Below are 25193 nucleotides of genomic sequence, written 5' to 3' on the forward strand. Positions count from 1 at the left end.
AAAAAAATCACGTCAGCCAGTTAAACCCCCAGCCGACCAGGGTGAAAGACAGCGCCAGCACCCCGGCATAGAGCGCCAGTGCCGGCCAGCGGATGACTTTGCGCAGGATGATCAGCTCCGGCAGCGAAAGCGCGGCGATGCTCATCATCAGCGCCAGCACGGTGCCGATGGCTACGCCCTTGCCGAGCAGCGCCTCGGCGACTGGGATCACGCCAGTGGCATTGGAGTAGAGCGGTACGCCGAGAATGACGGCGGCTGGCACGCTGTACCAGGCCGATTCATTCAGATGGGCCGCCACCCAGTCCTCGGGCACATAGCCGTGAAAGAGTGCGCCGAGGCCAATGCCAATCAGCACCCATTTCCACAGCCGGCGCAGAATCTCGCGCACCTCGCCCACGGCGTAACGGTGGCGACCGGCGAGCGAGGTGTCCGGTGTTTGCGTCTGCGCCTCGCCGACCTGAATTTTCCACACATAATCCTCCACCCAGCGCTCGGGGCGGAAGCGCTCCATTGCCAGGCCGCCAAACCAGGCGACCAGCAATCCGGCGCCGACATAGAGCAGGGTCAGCTTCCAGCCGAGCAGGCCGATCAGGATGACCACCGCGACCTCGTTGATCATGGGGCTGGCGATCAGGAAGGAAAAAGTCACGCCGAGCGGAATCCCTGCCTCAACAAAGCCGATGAACAACGGCACCGAGGAGCAGGAGCAGAAAGGCGTGATGGCGCCGAGACCAATGGCACTCGCACGCGCCGCCCACACCGGCTTGCCGCGCACATAGGCGCGCACCTTCTCCGGCGACATGAGCGCACGCAGCAGGCCCATCAGATAGATCACCAGCACCAGCATGGCGAAGATCTTGGCGGTGTCCATGACGAAAAACTGCACCGCCGCGCCCAAGTGAGACTCGGGCGCCAAGCCAAGGAGGTCATAGGCGATGACATTGCCCAGGGTGACGAAAGGTCCTTCAGCCATCTGTGTGGGCCTCTGCTGTTGATGTGGCTCCAGTCACGGCGGGCAAAGGCAAGGAGAGCGCAAAGGCCGCGAGCACAAAACTCGCCGACCACCACAGGCAGCCCGTCAACCCCTGTGTTTGATAGATGAGTCCCGAGAGTACTGTCCCGATCAGCCGTCCGCCGGCATTGGCCATGTAGTAGAAACCGACATTCATCGAGACTTTTTGGAAATCCGAGTAGGCCAGAATCAGATAGGAGTGCAGTGCCGAGTTGATGGCGAAGACAATACCAAAAAGCACCAGGCCGACAATCAGGATATCCCCCTGAAGTTGACCCGTGGTGAGTGTTGCGAACCAGCTCAAATCCAGCCCCGAACGCGCGGCGAACGACTCAGCCAGCTTGGGGAATCTGTCCGGCCCATGGATCATCGCCAATGCCATGGCGGCCGGGATCAGCGCCAGCACCAGCGCCCAGCCGCGCGCCGAGGCGCCACCCGGCCCCGCGCGCGACACTTGGCCTTCGGCATCCGTCAACGCCCGCCCGCGCAGCAGCACCGGCGCGCCGGCCTGCACAAAGCCATAGCCGATCACCCAGAGCGCCAGAAAGGCACCGACCTGGGTGGAGGACCAGCCGAGCACTTCATACAGAAATACCGGCAAGGCCACCACAAACCAGACATCGCGCGCGCCGAACAGAAAAAAGCGCGCGGCCGACAGCCAGTTGACCGCCGGGGTGTTGGAGAAAACCTGGGTGAATTTGGCCTTCTCCTTGAGCTTGCCGATGCCCGAGGGCAGTAACAGCGCGGTAATCACCAGCACCAGAAACAGCAGGCCCGCCAGCACCAAGAGCGCGCCACGAAAGCCAATCCATTGCAGCAACGCTGCGCCGACGAAAAAGCCCGCGCCTTTGAGCGCATTCTTTGAGCCGGTCAGCACCGCAACATAGTTAAACAGCTTGGACTCGGCTCCCGCGCCCTGTCCGGTCAGGCTCTTGACCGAGGCTTTGGCCGACATCTTGTTCAGATCCTTCGCAATGCCAGAGAGCGCCTGAGCGGCCATCACATAGACCACCGCCAGCCAGGCATCTGGCACTGTCAGCATCAGTAGCGCCGCCACCTGCAACGCCATGCCGATGTGCATGGTCAGATTCAGCCCGATGCGCGCCCCCAGCCAACCGCCGACCAGGTTGGTGAGGATGCCGAAGACCTCATAGAAGAGGAACAGCATCGCGACCTCGAAAGGCGAATAGCCGAGCTGATGAAAATACAGCACCACCAGCATGCGGATGGCGCCATCGGTGATGGTGAAGGCCCAGTACCCGGCCGTCACCGTCAGATAATTGCGGGTGGCGCTGTTCATGGGTTAGAGCGCGCGGGCGATAAGATGCGCAATATCGACCATCCGATTCGCATAGCCCCATTCGTTGTCGTACCAGGCATAGATCTTCACCTGGGTGTCGTTCACCACCAGGGTGGATAATGCATCGACGATGGAGGAGCGCGGGTCGTTCAGGTAATCGACCGACACCAGCGGGCGTTCTTCATAGCCCAAAATGCCGGCCAGCTCGCCTTCGGCGGCGGTTTTGAGAAGCGCATTGATCTCCTCGGCCGTGACGGAACGCTCGGCCTCGAAGACAAAATCGGTCAGCGAGGCATTGAGCAGCGGCACCCGCACCGCATGGCCATTCAGCTTGCCGGTCAGCTCCGGGAAGATCTTGGTGATTGCCCGCGCGCTGCCGGTGGTGGTCGGGATGAGCGACTGACCGCAAGCGCGTGCTCGGCGCAGATCCTTATGGCCCAGATCGACGATGCGCTGGGTGTTGGTGATGTTATGCAGGGTGGTCATGCTGCCGTGACGGATGCCAACCTGCTCGTGCATGACCTTGACCACAGGCGCCAGGCAATTGGTGGTGCAGGAAGCGGCGGTGACCAACGGATGCCGCTCTGGATCATAGCGGTCGTGATTCACACCATAGACGATATCCAGCGCGCCTTTGGTCGGCGCCGCGACCAGCACTTTCTTCACCCCTTGGGCGAAGTAACCGTCGAGCAATTCCGGCTGCTTGTGATGCTTGCCGGTGGCCTCAATGACGATGTCGCAGTTCGACCAGTCGCCCTCGGCGATGGTCTTGGCCGAGCTGTAGTGCAAAGACTGGTCGTCGATGGTCAGTCGGTCGTCTTCTCCCGCGCAGGGATAAGGCCAGCGCCCATGAACCGAGTCGAATTCCAGCAGATGGGCGCTGCCAGCCGCATCGCAGGCGATCTCGTTGATGCGGGTGATACCCTGCGCCCGTTCTCCCTCACTCAGCCGCCCCCAGGCCGCGCGCAACGCGAGCCGCCCCATGCGACCGAAACCGTTGATGCCAATGCTGACGGTCATGTGTTTTCCCCCTGATTCGCAGAACACTGGTCGCGATAATATACGACATTTGTTATATTGCAAAAAACAGATTTAACGGAGCCGAAAAAAGCCGGCCTACCGGACCGGGGAGCCCTCGGTGATAGCCGGCCCCTCGTCAACTAAGGAGCTTGCTGATCCAAAACCCCGCCACAACGCGGCGCGCCGGGTCGATTGGCCATGGCCGCCAGCGCCTTGGCATCCTCGCGAAAAGGTGTGGCATCTGCGAGACCTGCGGCTGTTTCGCGCAGGACAGCGCACGCCCAAGCCGGCAGATCGGGGTGAATTCGATAGTAAATCCAGGTGCCAGCGCGCCGATCGGCCACCAGCGACAACTCGCGCAGTTGCGCCAGATGGCGCGAGACATGGGGTTGGGAAACGCCAATCGCCTGCGTCAGCTCGCAGACGCACAGCTCGCCCTCGCGCAGCAGCAGCATCAGCATGCGCAAACGGGTATCGTTGGCCAGCGCGGAGAAGAAAGCGGTGGGGGCGATGGACACGGATGTCTTATTGGAGTGTGAAGGTTGAAGTGGGAAGTCTGAAGCTCGCAGCGGACCCAGGGTTAGCCGTGAAACCACGATCTGCGAGAGTGCCGCCACCCCAGCGGCCTGTCAACCGCAAGCGCAGCAGACCTGATGATGCCAGCGCTCGCCCAATCCGCCGTGGTGGCGATACGCATCCCCTGCGCAAATCGTGCCGCAGTGCAATCACTGATCTATTCGGTCATGCCGATAGCTTTTTTAAGCGCAGCCGGACAGTCAGGCTGCCAGATGAAGACCTTTTCTCTCTGCTTGGAAAAGAATCTGAGCCTGGACGTTTTTCTCACTCGATTGCGCTATGCTTCGGTCGTGCAAATATTGAGGAGAACGCGACCCTGTCCTGGCTGATTCGTCCCGCTGAAATCGCCGATCTCGATGCCCTGCTGGCGCTTGAACAGGCCGCCTTTTCCGGTGACCGCCTGACGCGCCGACAATTGCGTCATCTGATCACTCGGGCGCAGGCGGAGTTTTTGGTCGCGCTCAGGGATGATTCGGAGACGCCGCCAACCCTGCTTGGTGACGTGCTGGTGCTCTTTAACCGCGCGACTTCGGTGGCGCGGCTGTATTCCATTGCCGTCGCCGAAGCCGCGCGCGGGCAAGGCGTTGGCCGTGCTCTGGTCGAGGCGGCCGAGCGCGCGACCTGGGTCCGCCAGCGCGCCTATCTGCGCCTTGAAATCCGCCGTGACAACCTCGCCTCGCAACGCCTATTTGAGCGTCTGGGCTACCGCCGTTTCGGCATGCGCCCCGCCTATTACCAGGACAAGATGGAGGCGCTGCGCTACGAAAAGGCGCTGATGCCCGCGCTGGGGCCGGTCGCGACCGGGCCAGGCGTGCCCTTCTACGAGCAGACGCTGGACTTCACCTGCGGTGCCTCCTGTCTGATGATGGCGCTCAAAGCGCTAGATGGGCGCATTAGCCTCGACCGCACCCTGGAACTTCGCATCTGGCGCGAGGCGACCACCATTTTCATGACCTCCGGCCACGGCGGCTGCGGTCCCTTTGGGTTGGCACTTGCGGCGCATCGACGGGGATTTCTGGCGGAGGTGTTCGTCAACGATCGCGGCGTGCCGCTGATCGACTCTGTCCGTAGCCCGGAGAAGAAAGAAGTCATGCGCCTGGTGCACGAGGACATGCTGTCTGAGATCGAACGCCTCGGCATCCCTGTGACCTACGCCAATTTGGATGTGGAAACCATGCAGGCGCGCTTTGTTGCGGGAGCGGTGCCTCTGGTGCTGATCAGCTCCTACCGCATCTATGCGGAGAAGTTTCCCCACTGGGTGGTGGTGACCGGCTGCGATGACAGCTTCATCTATGTCCATGATCCCTATGTCGATATCAACAATGGCGAGACTGCGCTCGATTCGATGAACATGCCAATTCAACCCAGTGAATTCCGCCGCATGGCCCGTTATGGGCGCGCCGGGCTTCAGGCCGTGGTGTTGATTTCCCGTCCAGAGCCGAGCGCCCATGGCTGAGCATCTGTTGCTGGTCGAGCAGGCGGGCGACTGGAAGACCCATTTTCCAACACTTCCGGTGGTAACGGCGCGCGAGTATCTGAGTCAGGGTGTTTCTCATGGTCCAGCGGCGCGGCGACGGGTGCGCATCATTAATCTCTGTCGGAGCTATCGGTATCTGAGCCTGGGGTACTATTGTTCCCTGCTTGCCGAGGCGCGCGGTCACAAGGCGATTCCAGCGGTCGGCACCATGCAGGAGGTGTCCAGCCGCGATCTTTATGGGCTGATGACCGACGGACTCAATGCCAGCGTGCCGCGGGCACTCACAGCGGCGACCGCTAATGGGGCCACCGCAAGCCGCACCCTGACGCTCATGTTCGGTCAGTGTGCCGAGCCGGAGCTGCAACCCTTCGCGCGCCGAGTGTTCGAGACCTTCCGCTGTCCCATCCTGCGGGTCGAACTCAAAGCGCAACCGCAATGGCGCATCAGCAGCTTGCGCGCGCTGTCGCTGCACAGCCTGGATGCCGAACAAGAGAGCGCTTTTTTTGCCGCGCTTGAACACTACCTGTCGCGCCCCTGGCGGCAGCCGCGCGCGCGTCCCGAATACCGCTACGATCTGGCCTTGCTGCACGATCCGCAGGAAGATCTGCCACCTTCGAATCCCAGAGCCTTGCAAAAATTCCAGCGCGTCGGGCGCCAGCTCGGTCTGAATGTCGAGCTGATCCAGCCGCGCGACTTTGCGCGCCTAGCGGAATACGACGCCCTGTTGATTCGCGAGACCACCCGCATCGGCCACCACAGCTTTCGCTTCGCCAAGAAGGCGGCCAGCGAGGGTATGGTGGTGATTGATGATCCGGACTCCATTCTGCGCTGCACCAACAAGGTATTTCTGGCTGAACTGCTGGAGGCCAACCGGGTGCCGCGCCCGCGCACGCTGATTCTGCGCCGGGAGACGCTGCTCGATGTGGAAGCCGCCATCGGCTACCCCGTGGTGCTGAAAATTCCCGAGGGGTCTTTTTCGCGCGGCGTATTTAAGGCCAGCAACCGCAACGAATTGCTCGACATGGCAGCGCGGTTGTTGCGCGAGTCCGATCTCATTTTAGCGCAGGAATTTCTTTACACCGAGTTTGACTGGCGCATTGGCTTGCTCGCCCGGCGTCCACTTTATGCCTGCAAATATTTTATGAGTAAGGCCCACTGGCAGATTGTCCATCACCACAGCGACGGTCGCCACAACGAGGGCCGCTTTGAGACCATGGCCGTCGAGGATGTACCAGCCGATGTGGTTGACGTCGCGCTCAAGGCCGCCAATCTGATCGGCGACGGTCTCTACGGCGTCGATGTCAAAGCGACCCCGCATGGCGCGGTGATTATTGAGGTCAACGACAACCCTAATCTTGATAGCGGCATTGAAGACCGGGTGCTCGGCGATGACCTCTATCGCCGCATTCTGGGGGAAATGATCACGCGGCTTGAACGCCGGCGTGGTGCCCTGCCATGAGTGTCAGGTATTGTTCGCCAAGCTTCTAGTAAGCACGTTTCTGCATCGGGCGCATACCAAATTTTTCCTGGTTCGACGGATGCGCTCCCTCAATCACGTCGGTCTGCGCGAGAGTGCTTGCCCGATTCTCCAGCTGAAGCAACTTGCCATATATTACGACAAGCTGATGGCCGAGATCTGATGTATGTCCAATGATGCGATCCTGATCCTGGGTGAAACCGAATATCGATTTCCTGTCATCGAAGGGGCTGAGGGCGAGCGCGCCATCGATATCCAAAATCTACGAGCGCGTACCGGGCACATTACGCTCGATCCGGGTTACGGCAATACCGGGAGCTGCGAGAGCGCCATCACCTTCATCGATGGCGAGCGGGGGATTCTCCGCTATCGCGGCATTCCCATCGAGCAGTTCGAGCAGGCGCCGAATTTCGTCGAGGTCGCCTGGCTGCTCATCTTTGGACGCCTGCCGAGCGCGGACGAGTACAAGGCCTTCTCTGACAACCTGACGGCCAGTGCCAACCTCGATGAGAGCATGAAGCACCACTTCGAGGGCTTCCCGCGCTCGGCGCCGCCCATGGCCATCCTGTCGGCCATGATCAACGCCTTGTCCTGCTTCCACCCCGAGCTCTTCGAGTTGGAGGATGCCGATCGCTTCCGGGTCGCGGCGGCCGGGCTCATCAGCAAGATCCGCACAATCGCGGCCTATGCCTATCGCCACTCAGTGGGCCAGCCCTACATCTATCCCAACCCAGAATTGCGCTATGTGCCGAACTTCCTGCACATGATGTTCTCGCAGCCCTATGCGGAGCACCTGTGCGATCCGATCGTGCGTGATGCCATCAACCTGGTCCTGCTGCTGCACGCGGACCACGAGCAAAACTGCTCGACCTCGACGGTTCGGATGGTCGGATCGAGTCAAGCGAATCTCTTCGCCTCCTGCGCCGCAGGTGTCTGTGCCCTCTGGGGGCCGCTGCATGGCGGCGCCAATGCCGCAGTGCTGGACATGCTTGAGCAGATCCATCAGGGCCAGCTCAGCCCGGAAGCGTACGTGCGACTCGCGAAGGACAAGGACAGCAAGGTGCGGCTGATGGGCTTCGGGCATCGGGTCTACAAGAACTTCGACCCCCGCGCCAAGATGCTGGGCAAGGTGGCCGAGCGGCTTCTGCCCACGCTCGGGTACAAGGATCCCCTGCTCGACATCGCGCGCAAGCTCGAAGAGATCGCGCTGGAGGATCCTTACTTCGTCGAGCGCAAGCTCTACCCGAATGTCGATTTCTATAGCGGCATCATCATGCGCGCCATCGGCATCCCGACCAATATGTTCACCGTCATGTTTGCCATCGGTCGACTGCCGGGCTGGATCGCCCATTGGTGGGAGCAGGCTCAAACGCCGGGAAGCCGGATCGCGCGTCCGCGCCAGGTCTACGTCGGGCCTGGCGTGACCGATCACGTTCCGAGGGACGCTCGATCCTGAAGACGAGCGTCTTGATGTCGAATCCTACGCCCGTACCACGCTTTCGACTGGATTCTACGTCGATCAGCTGGATGGGCTGGCCGTTGAACCGCACCGCCATGTCCAGCCGATCCTTGTTGCTGGCAACTTCCACGGTCACGCTCAGGCCCAGCGCCGCAGAGTAGGCGAAGAAAACGCTGGTTTAATCGCCTTCGATGGCGCGATGGTGTTATTGCGGATCGAGCTGGCTTGGGTATTTGGCCTACAGAACAACAGCTCGGCAGCGATCAACCAACTGCGACGTATGGATTCGAGACGTGATGAGATTAGACTGAAAACGTGGCGTATCGAGAAACGACTCGGCGCCTTGTTCGAGTCCCGTGGCAGGGAGTCATCAGTCAACCTTCGCCAGTTCGGCCTCAGCCGCGAGCCAGTCTTCCATCTCGTGGCCGGCCTCGAATCCTCGCCCTTGGGCCTTGAGGTAGGCGAGCTCGGCGATTTTTTCGTCTTGCGCAGGGCGGTCGTCGCCTGGCGGGTCGAAGTTGTCGGCCCATGCGTTGGCCGTTGCTTGCATGCTTTTGCGCTTTCTCGGAGTGGTCGTTGTCGTCGTCATATAAGTTACCTCTGTCGGATGGATTTGCGGGCGCACATTACCTCACTCGAAAGTGTCCCAGCACTCCGACCCGCGCCAGGCGGCCCCTAACACGAGATGTACAGTGGGTGAGATAGATCGGTTTTTTTAGATGGCTGGCGTGCAGGTTGAGCAGCAGCAACAGGCCCAGGCCGGAGTCGAAGTTTTTTGGGTGGCCTTCATGTCCACGACCAGCGTCTCCATGGCGGCGCTGCGCAGGTAGTCGATGGCATGCTGAACTTGCTCGATCATGGTCAAGTCCAAGTGCGCAGCGGCGCGCAGAACCAGTGTGCTGGACTTTCCGTTCCATGACAGGCTGGCTGCTCGCGGGACGAGCGCGCTTCGCAGCAGGCCGGTTGGGTGGCGCGCCGTCTCGGTGGGCTTGATACTCATGACCCCTTCTATGAGGGCTGCAGGAACCAACGACCGCTCTACGAACAACTGGAGGTCTTACCAGAAGGCTTAACCGGCGAGATTCTCAATGGGCAGTTGCATACTCAGCCCAGGCCCTCAGGACCCCATGCCTACACGGAGAGCATGCTGGCCGGCGATCTGATCCCAGCCTACGGTCAAGGTGGGCGTGATGGCTCCGGCGGTTGGTGGATTTTGATTGAACCGGAGATCCACTTCGTCCGCGACCGAGAGGTTGCGGTGCCGGACCTGGCCGGTTGGCGGCGCAAGCGAATGCCCAAGATTCCGGACGGCCATTGTTTCGGAGTGGTGCCGGACTGGATTTGCGAGATTCTCTCACCGTCCACCGCCAGCAAGGACCGCGAGATCAAGCTGCCGCTTTATGCCCATTACGGCGTTGCCTGCTGGTGGACCCGAAACTCCGCACCCTAGAGGCCTATGGGCTAGAGCAGGGCCGCTGGGCTTGCTGCTCAAGGCCGCTGCCGATGCGGTCGTTCATGCGCCGGCCTTCAGCGAATTGGAGCTGAGACTCGCCACGCTCTGGGTCTAGGTGATGTTGTCAGGAACCTGCCGTACCTGTTTGCTTGTCGCGAAAAGGCTTATAGAACGGGTGTTGAGCGATCTCCAGCATCTCCCGGTCACCGTCCGAATCGCCGTAAGCGTAAATTTCCAGTTCGGATAAGTCCCCAAGCAGCCCTTCTAAACGTTTGACTTTCTCCGGACCGCGACAATTGCCGCCTGCCATGCGCCCGTCGAAACAAGCGCCCTCCTCCCCCAGTTGCGTGCAGAGAAGGTCATCGAACCTCAGATACGCGGCAACATAGCGAAGATAAAGCTCCAAAGAAGCACTGACCATCACCAGCCGATGCCCTTGCGCGCGATGCCATTCGATGCGTTCAAGCGCCTGAGGCCGCAGTATCCGCCGGACCGCCTCGGCATGGCCTTGTCCATAGGGAGTGATCGCGCTAACGGGCGCGCCGGTAAAGAGTCGCTCAATCAGCCGCGCCTTGAAGGCATCGCGACTGGCGCGCCCGAGAAGAACCCGCAACCCATCGCCCGCTAGCGGAATCAGGACACGCAGCACCCGACTCCAGCCAAAGGCGCGGAACAAAAAGGGAAGGAAGGTATCGCGAGTGGAAATGGTTCCGTCGAAATCAAAAGCGGCGACGATTTTTCGGACTCTAGGATGCGTCAATCGAATAAACCCCTGCGCGGCATGTTACTTGGAATTCTGATTTGCTCCCCTGAGACGGGTGGCTAAAATCTTTGCCTATCGGCCTTCTGGGAGCGTCTTGTGCAGAGTGGCCAACGACTGAAATTTTATCATGAGCTGGAGCGGTGCTCGAATGATGCGCCGATATTCGGGCACGAAAAGGCTGAGCGCAAACGGGATGGGAAACCTTTACCAATCAGGACGAGGCTCGACTCGTGTCTTTTCCGGATGAGACCCACGTTTTCAAACGTCTTAATCTATACTAACCGCCGCCGTGCGCTGGCGTTAGGCGCATCCTCCTATTGGCCCTTGGTATGACGTGCACCGAGGGCGGATAGGTCGAACCTTATGTCATCGCTGCACTGGACAGGAAAGGACAAGGCGGTTGTCGCCGCCCGAGAAGTCTCCTATCGCCCACTCTTTGCTGTTCCAACGCTGGACTACGGCGACCCCGTTAGCAGCCCCGACCTAATTTTTTCAGGGAATTGGGCAATTTCAACAATTGAATGGCAACTACTCAACACCAAGAAGCTGGTCTTTAACTGCCCAAGCGTCTCTGATGGTCGGAGACGATGATCGGAACCCAACCGGAAGGCGGGTATCGGCCACTATGTGTGGCTTCGAACTATGTGAAGTTCGGTGAAATTTTTTACCCAGCCATTGCGCCGTTGCTGGCTTTGAGGCGCGGCGTGCGACACGAGAACTTCACATAGTCTGCCGGTTTTCTGAAGTGTTGTGAGTAACTTCAACGACATTGCACTCTACCTCGGGCATGAAACACCGACCACGACGGATCAGTATGTTGAGGCGAATATCGCCATGAAGGAACAAGCGCTCGCGCGCCTGCAAGAGCCAACCGCCGTCGTTCCTTCCCGTTTCCAGCCAACTGACGCGCTACGCCAGTTCCTGGAGAACCTGTAACTATGCGAAGAACGGGCTGGCTCCAACGCAGGTCAGCCCAGCAATCAGCATCCGAACGTCACATAGTTTGTAGCTCCTGTAGATGGCGCTCAAAAAGCGCTTATAGCCGGTGAATAGCGCAGTCAACCGCCAACGAGGCTGGTGACAAACCCCAGTCTCAGGTTGGTGTGGAAAGGCAGATCCAGGGGCCGAGGAGCGCACACCGGGAAGGAGCCCGGAGGGCGACTGGACGGTGTGCGCTCCTCGGCGCAGCGCCCGCGCGCGGCGGCTTGGTGTTGCGGGAGGGTCGCGTCATCGCCCTCGTCGGGGGTGACAACCGCGGAAAAAGCAGGTAGAGGCTTGGGGCCGTTGAGACAGGCGCGACCGCGGCTTCGACCACCACAGTCTCTCCGCGACCGCGCCCCCAACCGTGCATGGCACGGCCCGCCGGCAGTATCGGCCTGGCGGGAGAATACATCCACCCTCATCGGCGGGAGCCGCCGATGTGCGCCCATTGCGCCCCATGCCTCAGTGCCCGTCTGTTCCTCTGTGCCCGTTGCCGTCAGCAGGTCGTACTCTGCAGTCGCTGTGATCGCGGCAACCGCTATTGCGGCCCCACCTGCGCACAACGTGCCCGGCACGACGCCCAGCGTGCCGCCGCCCGACGCTACCAATCCAGCCGTCGCGGGCGCCATACCCATGCCGCCCGCCAAGCGCGCTACCGCCGTCGCCAGCGCGAAAAAGTGACGCATCAGGGTTCACCCCCGCGCCCATCCGATCAATGCTCCTGTGAGAACACCCCCACGCCGATTGCCGTGGCAGAGCCGGTCGCCGTTCTCAATCCCGCGGCGGTTGCCGATGATGCCCAGGTCCCCGAGGTGCCCTGTCATCGCTGCGGGTGTGAGTGCTCGCCTCTTCTGCGCCAAGGTTTTCTCCGCCGCCCGCAGTCAGGCGTTGCTGGCCGCGACCCCTGAAGCCAACAGGAGCCATCATGACCATCCCTTCCGAGCTCGAAGCCAAGATCCTGCGCTACTTCCTTGCTGAGCACTGGCGCGTCGGCACCATCGCCCAGCAGCTCGGCGTGCATCACGCCACCGTCGATCGGGTGCTGTCCCAGTCCGGACTGCCCAAAGTCGAGCGCGCCGCGCGTCCCTCGCTCATCGACCCCTATCTGCCCTTTGTCGTGGAGACGCTCAAGACCTATCCGCGTCTCACCGCCAGCCGGCTCTATGCCATGGTGCGCGAGCGCGGCTATCGCGGCGGGCCGGATCATTTCCGCCATTTGATTGCCCATGTGCGCCCACGCCCGCAGCCCGAGGCCTTTCTGCGCTTAAAGACCCTGCCCGGTGAGCAGGCCCAAGTCGACTGGGGCCACTTTGGCAAGCTCACCATTGGCCGGGCCACCCGCACCCTGATGGCCTTTGTGATGGTGCTGAGCTTCTCGCGGGCGGTGTTTCTGCGCTTCTTTCTCGATGCCCAGATGGCCAACTTCCTGCGCGGGCATGTCGGCGCCTTCGCGGCCTGGGGCGGCGTGCCGCGGGTGCTGCTGTATGACAACCTCAAAAGCGCGGTGCTTGAGCGCCAGGGCGAGGCAATACGCTTTCATCCAACGCTGTTGGAACTGGCCGGTCATTATCGCTTCGAGCCACGTCCGGTCGCGGTGGCGCGAGGGAATGAAAAAGGCCGCGTGGAGCGGGCGATTCGCTACATTCGCGACAGTTTCTTTGCTGCGCGCACCTTCAGTGATCTGGCGGATTTGAATGCCCAGGCTGATACCTGGTGTCAGGGCCAGGCGGCGGATCGGCCGTGCCCGGAGGACCGCGCGCAGTCAGTGCGCGCGGTTTTTGAACAAGAACGCCCGCATCTGCTGGCCTTGCCGCCGGTTCCCTTTCCTACCGAAGAGCAGGTGGCGGTGTCGGTCGGGAAGACGCCCTATGTGCGCTTTGACCGCAACGACTATTCCATTCCCCACACTCATGTGCGCCGCACGCTCACGGTGGTGGCGTCGCTCGGGCAGGTGCGGGTGCTCGATGGGGCCGCGGTGATCGCCACTCATGCGCGCTCCTTCGATGCCGGGGCGCAGGTGGAGGACCCGGCGCATGTGGCCGAGCTGGTGGCGCGCAAGCGCGCCGCGCGTCAGCACCGGGGGCAGGATCGGTTGATCCAGGCGGTACCGATCAGTCAGACCCTGCTGACCCAGGCCGCTGAACGCGGGGAGCCCTTGGGCAGCATGACGGCGGCTTTGCTGCGCCTGCTCGATTCCTATGGGGCGGCGGAGCTGACAGCGGCAATCGAGGAGGCGCTGGCGCGCGAGGTGCCGCATCCCAATGCGGTGCGCCTGGCGCTGGAGCGCCGCCGCGAGGCGCGCGGACAGCCGCCGCCGATTCCGGTCACCCTGCCGGCGGATGCGCGGGTGCGCGAGGTGGTGGTGCGCACCCCGGCGCTGGGGGATTACGACCAGTTGCATGATGAACCGCCACGGGAGGACTGAGCATGAGTGAACAGGATCCGCAGATGCTGAAACAACGCGCCCAGGCGCTGAAGCTCTATGGGGTGCTGGCGCATTGGGCGGAGGTGGTGGACGCGCCTTGGCTGGTGAGCGTGTTGCAGTGGGAGGAAGAGGCCCGGGCGCAGCGCTCGCTGGAGCGACGCATGAAGCAGGCGCACTTGGGGCGGTTCACACCACTGGCGGATTTCGATTGGAATTGGCCCAAGCGCTGTGATCGCGCGGCGATTGAGGAGTTGATGGGCCTTGGCTTTGTCGCCGAGGCGCTGAATGTGGTGCTGATCGGCCCCAACGGGGTGGGCAAGACGACGATTGCGCGCAATCTGGCGCGGCAGGCGGTGCTGGCCGGGCGCACGGTGCTGTGCACGTCGGCGGCGGCGATGCTCAATGCGCTGCTGGAAGCCGACGGGGAGCGGGCGCTGCGCGCGCGCCTGAATGCCTATGCCCGCGTGCAGCTGTTGCTGATCGATGAGATCGGGTATCTGTCGTATTCCAACCGCCACGCGGATTTGCTCTTTGAGGTGGTGTCACGCCGCTATGAGAGGCATCCGACCCTGGTGACAACGAACCGCCCCTTTGCCGAGTGGGGGGAGGTGTTTCCCAATGCCGCCTGTGTGGTGTCGCTGATCGATCGCTTGGTCCATCACGCGGAGATCATTCAGATCGATGGGGAGTCCTATCGGCTCAAGGAGGCGAAGGAGTCCGCGACGCGGCGGCGTGAGCAGCGCGCGGCACGGACCAAGCCGGCGTCAAAGACGCCTCCAGCACAGCCAGGAGAGGAGCATGTATCCACCCCCGATGATTCCCTATGATTGGTCGCCCGAGCAGGCGCTGGCGGTCGTTGACTGGTTGGAGATGCTCTGCGAGGGAATTTATGAGATCCATGGCCTCGCTATCGCCGAGGCCCGCGAACAGGCCTATCAGGAGCAACTGCGCGATGAACGTCAGCTGCCCTTGCCGTTGTTTCCTTCCTACAACGATGATCCGTTCTGAGTGACCTTCACCGGCCACCGGGCGCGGCTCGCTGTTCGGTGGCTCACCCTTCGCCTTCAGCGAGGGCGTCGCTTTGTCGGGCGGCTGGACTTCACCGTTTATCCGCAGGTTTGTTCAGCCGCTAACAGCTCCACATAGTGGCCGTTAGATATTTTCTTCACGACACGTATAACAGTCCGGATTCTGCTTAGCCCAGTTAGGATAGATCCCGACTTAATGGTCAGAACCCGACTGTCCTGCGGCTGCGGCGGGCTTTCCAAGCCCCTGTCTTGGCACCAGCTATCCGATCCAACGCCGAATATTTTAGGCTGGATACAATTCCACGCTCGGCTATGTCAGGCGCGCGCATATTGAGTATACTTCAAGGGCATTCTACGGGGAAACTCTTACACGATTCTCGGAAGAGCGCGCTGTTTTGCGCGATTCTGAGGCGATCAGATCTTGTGCTGCAGTCTTCAGGTCGATCTCATGGGTGCAGTACCGCTCTTTAAGTCAAGCTGCGCAACTGCCACTCCGTGTTACGCTCCTTTTCGAGCAAACCACGCCGCATCCTCGAACGGATAAAACAACGGAAAAGCGCGCAGCCACTCGGTACAATGACCGCTTTCTGGCCGCGGGCTTCTACACAGGGCCGCACGGCTGCTCAGCAACGGACATTGTGATCACATGACGGAAGAAACCAGTTTCGCGGCAATGCTCGAGGAGAGCGAGCCTCAGACCAAAGCCTCCCGCAAGGAGCCAAAGATCGGCGATCGGGTGACGGGCGAAATCGTCGCCATCGACGCCGACCAGGTGTTCGTCGCCATTGGCGGCAAAACCGAGGCGCTGATGGACATCGCTAACCTCACCGCCGAGGACGGCAGCCTGAAGGCGCAGGTCGGCGACACCATCTCGAATCAGGTCACCGGCATCGACGCCGACTCCGGCGCGCTGCGGCTCGGCCAGCGCCATGGCCACGCCCTGCATGGCGTGGAGGAGCTCGAAGCCGCCTACCGCGATGGCCAGCCGGTCGAAGGGCAAATCACCGCCGCGGTCAAGGGCGGCGTGGAGGTGCAGGTCTCCGGACATCGCGCCTTCTGCCCCGCCTCGCAGGTCGATCTGCGCTTTATCGAAGACCTCTCGACCCTGATCGGGGAGCGCTATGCGTTTCGCATCACCAAATTCTCCGGTGGACGGCGGCTCGATCTGGTGGTCTCGCGCCGCGCGCTGCTCGAAGAAGCCCAGGCCGCCACGGCGGCAGAGACCCGCGCCAAGCTCGACGTCGGCAGCGTGCTAAACGGCACCGTCACCCAGCTCAAGGATTTCGGCGCTTTCGTCGACCTCGGCGGCATCGAAGGCATGGTGCATATCAGCGAGCTCGCCTACGGCCATGTGCGTCATCCGGAAGAAATGCTGCAACCGGGCCAGCAGATCGAGGTGCAGGTGCTGCGCATCGAGCAGACCAATAATCCCAAACGCCCGGAAAAAATCGCGCTGTCGATTCGCGCGCTCGCCAAAGACCCCTGGTCCGATGCCGCCAGCCGTTTTCCTGTCGGCACCTTGCTCGCCGGCAAGGTAACTCGCCTGCAACCCTTCGGCGCCTTCGTCGATCTTGGACAAGGCCTTGAGGGCCTGATTCACATCAGCGAGCTCGGCGCCGGGCGGCGTATCGCTCATCCGCAGGAAGTGATTGCGAGCGACCAGGCTGTTGAAGTGCGGGTGCTCGGTGTCGATCCAGAGCGGCGGCGTATCTCGCTTGCACTGGCAAGCGCGGATGGCGAGGTATCCAGCGCGGCCAGCACAGACGCATCATCCAGCGCAATGAGCGCTGGTGCATCGCCGGGCAAGGCCGGCGAGAACGCCGCAGCAAAGACCGGCCAGAGCTCGGGGATCGGCACCCTAGGCGAGCTGCTGCGCGAGCAACTCGACAACAAGTAAACCCTTAGCCACCCTTCAGCGCTGCTATTTGCGGCTCGGCATCTTGCCGCGCGCTGCACACATGCTGGGCAAAACCGGACCCGGCTTCGGCGTAAAGATTGAACACCTGCCCGACGCCCGCCGCGCGCAGCGCGGGCTCGTCGTCCGGGAACTTGGCGATAGCACCGATCAGCCCGGTGTAGCCCTCCTTGCGCAGATGCTCGGCAGCGAAAATGTTCTCGGACACCCGCGGCATGGCCAGCAGCACCAGCTTCACATGGCCGTCATCAAGATGCAGCCGGTGCCAGAAGTCAGCGTCTGTCGCACTTCCCTGCACCACATTGCGGCCGCCGGCAGCATGGCGCGCGACCGAATCGGGGTCGGCATCAATGCCCACGGGGAGCATGCCACGATCCTGCGCCAGACTATCATAAGCGCCGGTACCGACTCGACCCATGCCGATAATCATGGCGTTGGCATTGCCCGGATCGATCTCCCGCTCCACCGGCAGACGCCGGGTGCGTTCCTGACGGCGCAAGCGCGCGCTGAACAATTCATACAGGTTGTGTGAGCGCGCATTGAGTACCGAGGCAATGATCAGCGAGGCGCCCAAGGTAATGGCGATAATGGCCAGCCAGTCATCGGACAGCCACCCGTTTTTTGCCGCCACCGCAGCGACGATCAAGCCGAACTCGCTGTAGCTCGACAGCGACAGCCCGCACAGCAGGGCGGTGCGCGCGCGCAGGCGAAAGGCAAGCAGCAGCTGCTCGAACAAAAACCCCTTGGCCACCAGCAACCCGAGCAGCACCAGCACCAGCGGTAGCATATCGGCACTGGGCGTGGCACTGAGCCCAATACTGAGAAAGAAACCCACCAGAAACAGATCCTTGAGACCCAGCAGCGCCTTGGCCAACTCGGTCGCTTTCGGGTGCGAGGCGATCAGTATCCCGAGCAGCAACGCACCGAGATCACCCTTCACATGCGTCAGCTCGAATACCTGCGCGCCGCCAAGCGCCAGACTGATGCCGAACAGCAGCAACAGTTCGCCATGACCGGCACGCTCAAGCAGCCAGAGCAGCGCCGGGCGCAGGGGCAACAGCAGAAATAGCGCCAGCGCCCAGACCGTCGGCGTCTTACCGAGCGATGCCGCGAGAAAGAGCACCGCCGCCAAGTCCTGTACCACCAGAATGCCAATGGCGATGGTGCCGTAGAGCGCGCCCATCTCGCCTTTGTCTTCCAGCACCTTGACGGTAAAGACGGTACTCGAAAAACTGAGCGCGAAAGCCACCAACAAAGCACCGGCGGGCGTGGTGCCTCCGACATGCGGCCATCCGAGCCAACCCAGCAAGAACAACAGCGGCAAAGCCAAAGCCATAAACACCAGCATGTGCACTGCCGCAACACCCCAGACATGCGGCGACACCAGGCTGCTCAAACGCAGCTTGAGACCAATGGTGAACAGCAGCAGCGTCACGCCAAGATCGGAGAAACGCCCGATCATGTCGGTGGATTCGGCCCCGGAGGCCTGCAGCCCGAAGCCGGCCAGCAAATAACCCACCAAGGGCGGCAAACCGACCTGCCGCGCGATCAGGCCAAACAAAAAAGCACTCGCCAACCAGGCCATGGTTCCCGTCATATCGCCCCCAACTTCACCGCTGCTAGTCGTTATCTGGTGGTCGCCTGCGCTGCTGCTTGCGCCGGCTCTGAACCTGCTTGGCCTGGAGCCGGCGTTCGCGCGCAGCCCGGGTTGGCTTGGTGGCGATGCGGCGCTTGGGACGATGGAGCGCCTGGCGGATCAAGCCGGCTAGACGCTCGCGCGCGTCCTCGCGATTGCGCTCGCGGGTGCGGAAGCGATGCGCCTCAATGGTGATCACGCCATTCTGATCCGCGCGCCTGCCCGCCAGTTGCAACAGACGGCGCCGAACATCCTCGGGCAACGCCGAGGAGTGCGCAGCATCGAAGCGCAACTGCACAGCGCTCTCGAGTTTGTTGACGTTCTGCCCGCCCGGACCTGGCGCGCGCAGAAAGCGCTCGGACAACTCGCCATCGGGGATCAACAGTCTGGACGTGATTTCAAGCATCAATCAGGACACCCTTGGGGCTGACAACGCCCCTTTGCATCGCGACAGTATCGGAGGCCGCGCAAAGACTCAAGACGCGAGCAGCGCTGCCACCAGACAAAAATTGTTAGCACTCCCCTTGACAGAGTGCTAAATCGGTACTAGTTTACATAACGCAGTCGCCGAATAGGGGCTGCGGCGTCCCAGATACTGAATCAGGTTGCTGAATCAAACAGCGCGCCTAGGGGCGTCAAGACGGCGGTTCCTTGCGAACGCCACCTTTGTAACGTATTGCTCATTTGGAGAATATGTCATGACTACGATTGATTTCTCACCTCTGTTCCGCTCCATGATCGGCTTCGATCGGCTGGCTTCGTCGCTTGAGAACGCCTACCGCAGCGAGCCGGGTGGCTACCCCCCCTACAATGTGGAGCTCGAGAGCGAGAACAACTACCGCATCACCCTGGCCGTCGCCGGCTTCGGCGAGGACGAACTGGGGCTTGAGGTAAAAGAGAACGTGCTGAGCGTAACCGGTCAGCGCCGTGAGGAGACTAAGGACCGTCAGTTCCTCTATCGCGGCATCGCCAATCGCAGCTTCGAGCGCAAGTTCCAGCTCGCCGACTACGTGAAAGTGGTCGATGCTCGTCTGGAGAACGGCCTGCTGCACGTCGACCTCGAGCGCGAGGTGCCTGAAGCCATGAAGACCCGCAAGATCGAGATCCGTCGCGATCAACCCGCTCAGCAGGGCTTCATCGAAAGCGAGCACGCGAAGGCAGCTTGAGCGAAGCGGTACATCGCCGCAAAGCGAATCGGCTCAGCGCTTCATAGGCTGAGCTAAACGATAGACCGGGGCCAAAGCCCCGGTCTTTTCATGTGCGTGGGAAATGGAACCCCGGCCCCGGGTCACAAGGCCCGACTCACCAGCCAGCGCTGAATGGTCTCTCGGAGCGAGGCAATCTCGATTGGCTTGGTCAGGAAGTCATCCATGCCCGCCTCAAGCGCCGACTCGCGCTCGCCCGTCACTGCCTCGGCTGTCAGTGCAATGATGGGCACACGCGGATTGAGCGCGGTGGAATCCGCCGCGCGAATGGCTTGCGTGGCCTGATGGCCGTTCATTTCCGGCATGCGCACATCCATCAGCACCAGATCGCAGGGCTGTTGCGCCAGCAGCTCGATCGCCTCGCGTCCATTGGAGGCCAGGATCACGCGATGGCCGAGCTTTTCAAGCACCTTCCTGAGCACGACCTGATTAGTCGGCTCGTCATCGGCAACCAGAATGCAGGCGTTGTTCATAGGCGCGTCCTCGTTGCTGGTCCTGTTCTCTGTTGTGTCTCTGCCAGCGACTGTCGCCTTAGTGTGCTCCACACCAAGCTCAAAGACCTCGGCAAGCGCCCGTTGCAATGTATCGCGGCGCACCGGCTTGCTGGTCACCACTCTAGCCAAGCCAGACACGCTCAGCCTAACGGCTTGACCATAGAGGCTACCCGGCGCGATCACAAGGGTGCGCGGAAACGCCGGCCCACACTGCTCGCGCAGTCTTGCGATGGTCTCGGCGGTAGCAGACTGCACCACGCTGTAGTCGATCACCATGAGTTCCGGGGGGCTTTCGCCTGCCAGCAGCGCGCGAGCGCCGGCAACATCTACCGCCACCTCCACCTGCATGCCGAGCGCCACCAGCTGCCGAGACAGCAGCTCAGCGAGCTTTTCGTGCTCGACCAGAAGCAGCGCGCGCCGGTCGCGCAAGGCATCAGGTGGCAATGGCGCCGGCGCCTCGGGCACATTGGGCACCTCCAACGGCAGGGAAAAGAAAAACCTGCTGCCCGCGTCCGCGCCGGATTCTACCCGCAGCGTCCCGCCCATTAGAGCAACCAGCTGAGAGGCGATGCTGAGCCCCAGGCCAGTACCGCCGAATTTGCGCGTGGTGGAACTGTCCGCCTGGGTAAAGGCTTCAAACAGCGAGGCCTGACGTTCCTGATCAATCCCGATGCCGGTATCGGACACCGAAAACTCCAACGCTTGTGCCGCCGCATGATCGCCATCCATCGTGCCGGTTGCAACCGTTGCGACCCTCAGGGTGACATCCCCCCCAGCGGTGAACTTGACCGCGTTGCCGAGCAGGTTGATAAGCACTTGCCGCAAGCGCAGCGGATCGCACAGCAGCCATGCCGGCGCGCGCTGATCCACATCCACCAGGAATTCGAGCCCCTTGGCGTCCGCCTGCACGGCGGCCACGGTGACGACTTCTTCGATCAGCGGGTCAAGCGGGAAGGCAACCCGCTCCAGCGTCAGGCGCCCTTTCTCGATCTTGGAGAAATCGAGAATATCGTTGATCAAGGCCAGCAGACTGCGGCTGGCGCCGCGCAGCGTATTGGCATACTGGTGCTGCTCGTCATCAAGCTGCGTTTCAGCCAGAAGATCAGTGATGCCGATAATGGCGTTGAGCGGGGTGCGAATCTCATGGCTCATGTTGGCCAAAAACTCGCTCTTGGCATGACTGGCCGCGGAGGCCTGCTCGGCCAGTTGGTTGGCGCGCGCGTTGGCGGTCTTGAGCTCGGCATTGAGCGACTCGAGCGTCTGGTTGTGATCCCGCAGGGCGTCCTCGGCCAGCTTGCGCTCGGTGATGTCAAACATCACGCCATACAGTTGCCTGGCTTTGCCGCGCTCGTTGCGCTCGACGAAAACGCGGTCCTCAATCCACTGCCAGCGCGAGCGATCGCAGCGCCAGGCGCGGTAATTCAGCGCGCCCACGCTGTCGTCTGATGCAACCAGTGCTTTCAAAGCAGCGAGCACTCCGGCGCGATCCTCATCGTGAATCGACTTGACGAAAAAATCGGGCAATGACTGAAAGGCGTCCGGCTTGCAGCCGAGCAGATGATAAATGCCGTCGCTGATAAAGAGCGTATTGAACGAACCGGAACTGGCATCCGCCACATAGAGCGCCCCCGGCATCGCCGCAGCCGCCGCGCTCAGCACCTGATTACGCCGCGCCGCCTCGCGCTCCAACTGGGCGCGCCGCCAACTGATCAGGGTTACAGCCGTGAGGAGATAAAACAGCAGTAAGGCCAAGCCGATGGTGACCTGCCGCTTGATGCAAGGCCCGCAAACCGCCATGCGCTCGCTCGTGGACATCACCACCCACGGGCTATCGGGGACACCCTCAAAATGGACGAACCGCTCAACGCCGCTATCATCGACAAAGATCCGCGAGGCCTCTTGGGGAGACTCGCGCCAGGCGGCGAGCGCGGCCGCCACCGCCGGCGGCACCTCGCGCAAGCGCCAGTCGCCTGGCTCTGACCCCTCGGTGTTTTCAGGCTGCTCGAGCGTGGCAAACGCGGGCTGAGAGGCAAACCAGAGCAAGTCTCCGTCGACATCTTGCAGCAGCATCGCATGGGTGCCGTCGGGCGTAATCGAATCGGCACCAAGCTGCCGCGCCAGAAACGCCTGCGGCTCGATCAGGAAGCTCAGGCGCCCTTCCTGAGCGCCCTGATACCAGAGCGGCACGCTAAGGATCATGCTCGCCTTGCGTCCTTCGACAAGGCTCAGCGGTGTCAGGACTGACTCCTCGCCTTTGAAGGTGATGGTATCGAGCCGATCGAGCGCCTGCAGCGCAACCCCGGGCGCCACCAGACTGATCATTGCCCGCCCGCTGGAATCAAACAGGCGCACACCCGAGTAGTTGTAGGCCGCCAGCGTCGTCTGCAGGCGCGCAGACAGTGCCGAAGCCTCGGGCATCGCGGGAAAGCTCTGCACGCGCCAGCTTGCCAGTCGCTCCGGCAAACCGGAGGAAAATGTCTTGCCATCGGCGAGACGCTCGCCACGCCATTGGACCAAGGCCTCGGCATCGCCCGCACTCATGGCGGCAAGCTGTTTGGTGGCACCCTCACGAGTTTCCGCCAACTCGGAGTTGGCAAAAAACAAAAACCCAACAGAAAGACCAATACCTATCAGAACAAGGACAAAGCCAATCCCCGGAGAGCGCATTAACACATTACCCTATAAGCAATTGCTGATAAAGCGAAAAAGAGCATCACCGCATCATAGCACCATCCGTGCGGCTGCTTGCGCCTGCGCGGTTTCGACATTGGCGGCATCGTTCCACTATGCTTAGGGCTCTGGCGCGGCACCGACCTACAGCCAGAAATGGTGAAAAGCGCGGACGCTCCAGGCATGAAGAATCGGTTGAGCACAAGAGGTTTAACACAAGAGCCGTCGATGATGAGAAAACAATGCATTTCTTTCGCCGGTGGCAGTATGACACTGCGCGCCAACATTCTGCTGGGCTTCGGCACCGTGCTGGCACTCGTGGTCCCGGCGGCGAGTGGCTCGGCAGGCAACCACGGCTAGCCGAATGAATCCAACCTCTACCATTAGCGACAGCGTTGCACCGGCTATCGGCGATGCCGGCCCATCCGCAATCGGCGACAGCATCTACGCCATCAGCCGCTGGGGCGAGGGCTATTTCGAGGTCGCCGCCAACGGCCACCTCGCCGTGCGCCCCGATCCGCAAGGCGCGACCCGCATCGATCTGCCCCTGCTGACCGAGCGCCTGCGCGAGCAGGGCCTGTCACTGCCGGTGCTGGTGCGCTTCGACGACATCCTGCGCGATCGCGTGCGCCGGCTGCACCAGGCCTTTGGCAGCGCGATCGAACGCCACGGCTACCACGGCCGTTACCGACCAGTGTATCCGATCAAGGTCAACCAGCAGCATGGCGTGGTGCGCGCGCTGCTCGCCGCCGGCGGCATCGGGCTTGAGGCCGGCAGCAAGCCGGAGCTGCTGGCGGTGCTGGCGCTCACACCGGATGATGAGACCATCGTCTGCAACGGCTACAAGGACCGCGAGTATGTGCGCCTGGCACTGCTCGGACGGCGCATCGGGCGGCGCATTTTCATTGTGATCGAAAAGCCCTCCGAGCTGGATCTGGTGCTTGAAGAAGCCAGCCGGCTTGCGGTTGAGCCGCTGCTCGGTGTGCGCGTGCGCCTGGCCGCCGCCGCCGCCGGCAACTGGCAGAACAGCGGCGGCGAGAAAGCGAAATTCGGCCTCTCGGCGAGCCAGATTCTGACGCTTTTGGAGCGGCTGCGCGCGCACGACGCCATGTCCTGGCTGCGCCTGCTGCATGCGCATCTGGGCTCGCAGATTCCCAACCTACGCGACATCGGCGAGGGCGTGCGCGAGCTGGCGCAGTTCTACGCCGAGCTGCGCGCCGGCGGCGCCGCGCTCGACACGCTCGATGTCGGCGGCGGACTCGGCGTCGATTACGAAGGTACCCGCACCCGCGCCTATTGCTCGGTCAACTACAGCCCGGACCAATATGCCGAGGTCATCGTCAGCGCCGTCGCCGCGAGTTGCCAAGCGCGCGCCCTGCCCGAGCCGGACCTGATCACCGAGGCCGGCCGCGCCCTGAGCGCCCACCACGCGGTGCTGATCACCGACGTGGTCGATCGCGAGCAGGCCCCCGGGCGCGACTGCCCCGCGAGCGACCCGCTCGACCGCGAGCACCTGAGCCTGGCCGAGCTGGCCGCCAATCTGGATGCCGCAAGCCGCGAGCCGCCGCGCGAGGTTTATGAGCGCTCGCAAGAACTGCGCGCCCAGGTGCAGGACAGCTTCGCGCGCGGCGAGCTGCCCTTAGCCGCCCGCGCGCGCGCCGAGGAACTCCATGCCGCCACCAGCCGCGCGCTGCTACCGCGCCTGTCGCACGGCAACCGGCGTCAGCGCGAGTTGCTCGATGCCCTCAACGCCGCGCTGGCGGACAAGGTGTTCTGCAATTTCTCCCTGTTCCAGTCTCTACCGGACATCTGGGCCATCGACCAGATTTTTCCCATCCTGCCGCTGCAACGGCTCGATGAAGCACCCACCGCGCGCGCCATCCTGCAAGATCTGACCTGCGACTCCGACGGCTGCATCGGCCACTATGTCGACCAGGACGGCATCGAGGCCAGCCTGCCGCTGCATGATTTCGACCCCAAACAGGACCGCTACCTGATCGGCTTTTTCATGGTCGGCGCCTACCAGGAAATCCTCGGCGACATCCATAATCTGTTCGGCGACACCGACGCGGTCAACATCGAGCTCGATCCCAACGCCCCCGACGGCTATCGCCTCGGTGACCTCGAACGCGGCGACTCCACTGAAGAGTTGCTCAGGTACGTTCACTTCGAGCCGCGCGCGCTGCTGTCGCGCTACCGCCAGCTATTGCAGCAGGCCAACCTCGACACCGCCACTCGCGAAGCCTTTTACCTCGAACTCAAAGTTGGCCTCTATGGCTATACCTATTTAGGTAGCCTGTAA

The 25193-nt window shown here is 62.1% G+C and carries 22 protein-coding genes and 1 pseudogene; 13 read left to right on the plus strand and 10 right to left on the minus strand.

Features of this window, described 5'->3' with window-relative positions; genetic code table 11:
• Window positions 1-7: 7 nt before the first annotated feature.
• The 4 genes from Thiosp_RS00365 to Thiosp_RS00380 form a co-directional block, all read right to left on the minus strand.
• Complete coding sequence (locus Thiosp_RS00365; protein WP_201066401.1) at window positions 8-973, minus strand: permease; 966 nt, start codon at window positions 971-973, stop codon at window positions 8-10.
• Window positions 966-2312, minus strand: a complete 1347-nt coding sequence (arsJ, locus tag Thiosp_RS00370) for an organoarsenical effux MFS transporter ArsJ (protein WP_201066400.1) — start codon at window positions 2310-2312, stop codon at window positions 966-968. Before arsJ ends, Thiosp_RS00365 begins: the two co-directional genes overlap by 8 nt.
• Window positions 2313-2315: 3 nt before the next feature.
• Window positions 2316-3332 carry an ArsJ-associated glyceraldehyde-3-phosphate dehydrogenase gene (locus tag Thiosp_RS00375; RefSeq protein ID WP_201066399.1) on the minus strand — a complete coding sequence of 339 codons (1017 nt, stop codon included), beginning with the start codon at window positions 3330-3332 and terminating at the stop codon, window positions 2316-2318.
• A gap of 140 nt (window positions 3333-3472) precedes the next feature.
• Window positions 3473-3850 carry a metalloregulator ArsR/SmtB family transcription factor gene (locus Thiosp_RS00380; RefSeq protein ID WP_201066398.1) on the minus strand — a complete coding sequence of 126 codons (378 nt, stop codon included), beginning with the start codon at window positions 3848-3850 and terminating at the stop codon, window positions 3473-3475.
• A gap of 383 nt (window positions 3851-4233) precedes the next feature.
• Between Thiosp_RS00380 and Thiosp_RS00385 the strand changes: the two genes are divergently transcribed.
• The 3 genes from Thiosp_RS00385 to Thiosp_RS00395 all read left to right on the plus strand — a co-directional run bounded on the left by Thiosp_RS00385 (window position 4234) and on the right by Thiosp_RS00395 (window position 8318).
• Window positions 4234-5364 carry a GNAT family N-acetyltransferase/peptidase C39 family protein gene (locus tag Thiosp_RS00385; protein ID WP_201066644.1) on the plus strand — a complete coding sequence of 377 codons (1131 nt, stop codon included), beginning with the start codon at window positions 4234-4236 and terminating at the stop codon, window positions 5362-5364.
• Complete coding sequence (locus Thiosp_RS00390) at window positions 5357-6844, plus strand: RimK family protein (RefSeq protein ID WP_201066396.1); 1488 nt, start codon at window positions 5357-5359, stop codon at window positions 6842-6844. Before Thiosp_RS00385 ends, Thiosp_RS00390 begins: the two co-directional genes overlap by 8 nt.
• A 184-nt stretch (window positions 6845-7028) precedes the next feature.
• A complete protein-coding gene (locus tag Thiosp_RS00395; protein ID WP_201066395.1) occupies window positions 7029-8318 on the plus strand; it encodes a citrate synthase in 1290 nt (429 codons plus the stop codon).
• 373 nt (window positions 8319-8691) lie between these two features.
• On the opposite strand, the gene Thiosp_RS00400 is transcribed toward Thiosp_RS00395, so the two are convergent.
• Together Thiosp_RS00400 and Thiosp_RS00405 are read right to left on the minus strand one after the other, a co-directional pair.
• Window positions 8692-8910, minus strand: a complete 219-nt coding sequence (locus Thiosp_RS00400; protein WP_201066394.1) for a DUF2934 domain-containing protein — start codon at window positions 8908-8910, stop codon at window positions 8692-8694.
• A gap of 126 nt (window positions 8911-9036) precedes the next feature.
• Entirely contained in the window at window positions 9037-9321 is a 285-nt protein-coding gene (locus tag Thiosp_RS00405; RefSeq protein ID WP_323697145.1) for a hypothetical protein, read from the minus strand.
• Between the two features lie 48 nt (window positions 9322-9369).
• On the opposite strand from Thiosp_RS00405, the pseudogene Thiosp_RS00410 reads away from it, so the two are divergent.
• Window positions 9370-9889 (plus strand): annotated as a pseudogene (locus Thiosp_RS00410) (Uma2 family endonuclease).
• Between the two features lie 9 nt (window positions 9890-9898).
• Here Thiosp_RS00410 and Thiosp_RS00415 read toward each other — a convergent pair.
• Window positions 9899-10534 carry an HAD-IB family hydrolase gene (locus Thiosp_RS00415; RefSeq protein ID WP_201066392.1) on the minus strand — a complete coding sequence of 212 codons (636 nt, stop codon included), beginning with the start codon at window positions 10532-10534 and terminating at the stop codon, window positions 9899-9901.
• 753 nt (window positions 10535-11287) lie between these two features.
• Here Thiosp_RS00415 and Thiosp_RS00420 point away from each other — a divergent pair.
• From Thiosp_RS00420 to Thiosp_RS00445, 6 genes are all read left to right on the plus strand, one after another.
• Window positions 11288-11473 (plus strand): integrase, encoded by a 186-nt coding sequence (locus Thiosp_RS00420; RefSeq protein WP_201066391.1) that lies wholly within the window; start codon window positions 11288-11290, stop codon window positions 11471-11473.
• A gap of 413 nt (window positions 11474-11886) precedes the next feature.
• Window positions 11887-12426, plus strand: a complete 540-nt coding sequence (locus tag Thiosp_RS00425) for a hypothetical protein (RefSeq protein WP_201062934.1) — start codon at window positions 11887-11889, stop codon at window positions 12424-12426.
• A gap of 17 nt (window positions 12427-12443) precedes the next feature.
• Entirely contained in the window at window positions 12444-13943 is a 1500-nt protein-coding gene (gene istA, locus Thiosp_RS00430; RefSeq protein WP_323696454.1) for an IS21 family transposase, read from the plus strand.
• A gap of 2 nt (window positions 13944-13945) precedes the next feature.
• Window positions 13946-14770: an IS21-like element helper ATPase IstB gene (gene istB, locus Thiosp_RS00435; protein ID WP_201062932.1), complete on the plus strand. Its 825-nt coding sequence runs from the start codon at window positions 13946-13948 to the stop codon at window positions 14768-14770.
• Complete coding sequence (locus Thiosp_RS00440; RefSeq protein ID WP_201062931.1) at window positions 14742-14951, plus strand: hypothetical protein; 210 nt, start codon at window positions 14742-14744, stop codon at window positions 14949-14951. Before istB ends, Thiosp_RS00440 begins: the two co-directional genes overlap by 29 nt.
• A gap of 666 nt (window positions 14952-15617) precedes the next feature.
• Window positions 15618-16868, plus strand: a complete 1251-nt coding sequence (locus Thiosp_RS00445; protein WP_201064384.1) for a 30S ribosomal protein S1 — start codon at window positions 15618-15620, stop codon at window positions 16866-16868.
• A 4-nt stretch (window positions 16869-16872) separates the two neighbouring features.
• Here Thiosp_RS00445 and Thiosp_RS00450 read toward each other — a convergent pair whose 3' ends face one another.
• Together Thiosp_RS00450 and arfB are read right to left on the minus strand one after the other, a co-directional pair.
• The gene (locus Thiosp_RS00450; RefSeq protein ID WP_201064382.1) at window positions 16873-18483 is read right to left on the minus strand and encodes a cation:proton antiporter family protein; all 1611 of its coding nucleotides are present in this window, start codon (window positions 18481-18483) and stop codon (window positions 16873-16875) included.
• Window positions 18484-18505: 22 nt separating this feature from the next.
• Window positions 18506-18928 carry an alternative ribosome rescue aminoacyl-tRNA hydrolase ArfB gene (gene arfB, locus Thiosp_RS00455; protein ID WP_201064380.1) on the minus strand — a complete coding sequence of 141 codons (423 nt, stop codon included), beginning with the start codon at window positions 18926-18928 and terminating at the stop codon, window positions 18506-18508.
• Between the two features lie 292 nt (window positions 18929-19220).
• Between arfB and Thiosp_RS00460 the strand changes: the two genes are divergently transcribed.
• Window positions 19221-19688, plus strand: a complete 468-nt coding sequence (locus Thiosp_RS00460) for an Hsp20 family protein (RefSeq protein WP_201064378.1) — start codon at window positions 19221-19223, stop codon at window positions 19686-19688.
• A gap of 122 nt (window positions 19689-19810) precedes the next feature.
• Here Thiosp_RS00460 and Thiosp_RS00465 read toward each other — a convergent pair whose 3' ends face one another.
• Entirely contained in the window at window positions 19811-22804 is a 2994-nt protein-coding gene (locus tag Thiosp_RS00465) for a PAS domain-containing hybrid sensor histidine kinase/response regulator (RefSeq protein ID WP_201064376.1), read from the minus strand.
• A gap of 315 nt (window positions 22805-23119) precedes the next feature.
• On the opposite strand from Thiosp_RS00465, the gene Thiosp_RS00470 reads away from it, so the two are divergent.
• Together Thiosp_RS00470 and speA are read left to right on the plus strand one after the other, a co-directional pair.
• Window positions 23120-23251 (plus strand): hypothetical protein, encoded by a 132-nt coding sequence (locus Thiosp_RS00470; protein WP_274607889.1) that lies wholly within the window; start codon window positions 23120-23122, stop codon window positions 23249-23251.
• A gap of 4 nt (window positions 23252-23255) precedes the next feature.
• A complete protein-coding gene (speA, locus tag Thiosp_RS00475) occupies window positions 23256-25193 on the plus strand; it encodes a biosynthetic arginine decarboxylase (protein ID WP_201064374.1) in 1938 nt (645 codons plus the stop codon).

Origin of the sequence: Thiorhodovibrio litoralis (assembly GCF_033954455.1) — a bacterium.
In the GTDB taxonomy this organism is placed as follows: Bacteria; Pseudomonadota; Gammaproteobacteria; order Chromatiales; family Chromatiaceae; genus Thiorhodovibrio; species Thiorhodovibrio litoralis.

Bases quoted from the DNA above. Each gene is read 5' to 3' on its own strand.
- Thiosp_RS00390 (WP_201066396.1), top strand. From the start codon at position 5,357: ATGGCTGAGCATCTGTTGCTGGTCGAGCAGGCGGGCGACTGGAAGACC.
- Thiosp_RS00425 (WP_201062934.1), top strand. From the start codon at position 11,887: ATGGCACGGCCCGCCGGCAGTATCGGCCTGGCGGGAGAATACATCCAC.
- istB (WP_201062932.1), top strand. From the start codon at position 13,946: ATGAGTGAACAGGATCCGCAGATGCTGAAACAACGCGCCCAGGCGCTG.
- Thiosp_RS00470 (WP_274607889.1), top strand. From the start codon at position 23,120: ATGATGAGAAAACAATGCATTTCTTTCGCCGGTGGCAGTATGACACTG.
- arsJ (WP_201066400.1), bottom strand. From the start codon at position 2,312: ATGAACAGCGCCACCCGCAATTATCTGACGGTGACGGCCGGGTACTGG.
- Thiosp_RS00405 (WP_323697145.1), bottom strand. From the start codon at position 9,321: ATGAGTATCAAGCCCACCGAGACGGCGCGCCACCCAACCGGCCTGCTG.
- Thiosp_RS00400 (WP_201066394.1), bottom strand. From the start codon at position 8,910: ATGACGACGACAACGACCACTCCGAGAAAGCGCAAAAGCATGCAAGCA.
- Thiosp_RS00460 (WP_201064378.1), top strand. From the start codon at position 19,221: ATGACTACGATTGATTTCTCACCTCTGTTCCGCTCCATGATCGGCTTC.
- istA (WP_323696454.1), top strand. From the start codon at position 12,444: ATGACCATCCCTTCCGAGCTCGAAGCCAAGATCCTGCGCTACTTCCTT.
- Thiosp_RS00365 (WP_201066401.1), bottom strand. From the start codon at position 973: ATGGCTGAAGGACCTTTCGTCACCCTGGGCAATGTCATCGCCTATGAC.
- Thiosp_RS00375 (WP_201066399.1), bottom strand. From the start codon at position 3,332: ATGACCGTCAGCATTGGCATCAACGGTTTCGGTCGCATGGGGCGGCTC.
- Thiosp_RS00440 (WP_201062931.1), top strand. From the start codon at position 14,742: ATGTATCCACCCCCGATGATTCCCTATGATTGGTCGCCCGAGCAGGCG.
- Thiosp_RS00450 (WP_201064382.1), bottom strand. From the start codon at position 18,483: ATGACGGGAACCATGGCCTGGTTGGCGAGTGCTTTTTTGTTTGGCCTG.
- speA (WP_201064374.1), top strand. From the start codon at position 23,256: ATGAATCCAACCTCTACCATTAGCGACAGCGTTGCACCGGCTATCGGC.
- arfB (WP_201064380.1), bottom strand. From the start codon at position 18,928: ATGCTTGAAATCACGTCCAGACTGTTGATCCCCGATGGCGAGTTGTCC.
- Thiosp_RS00395 (WP_201066395.1), top strand. From the start codon at position 7,029: ATGTCCAATGATGCGATCCTGATCCTGGGTGAAACCGAATATCGATTT.
- Thiosp_RS00445 (WP_201064384.1), top strand. From the start codon at position 15,618: ATGACGGAAGAAACCAGTTTCGCGGCAATGCTCGAGGAGAGCGAGCCT.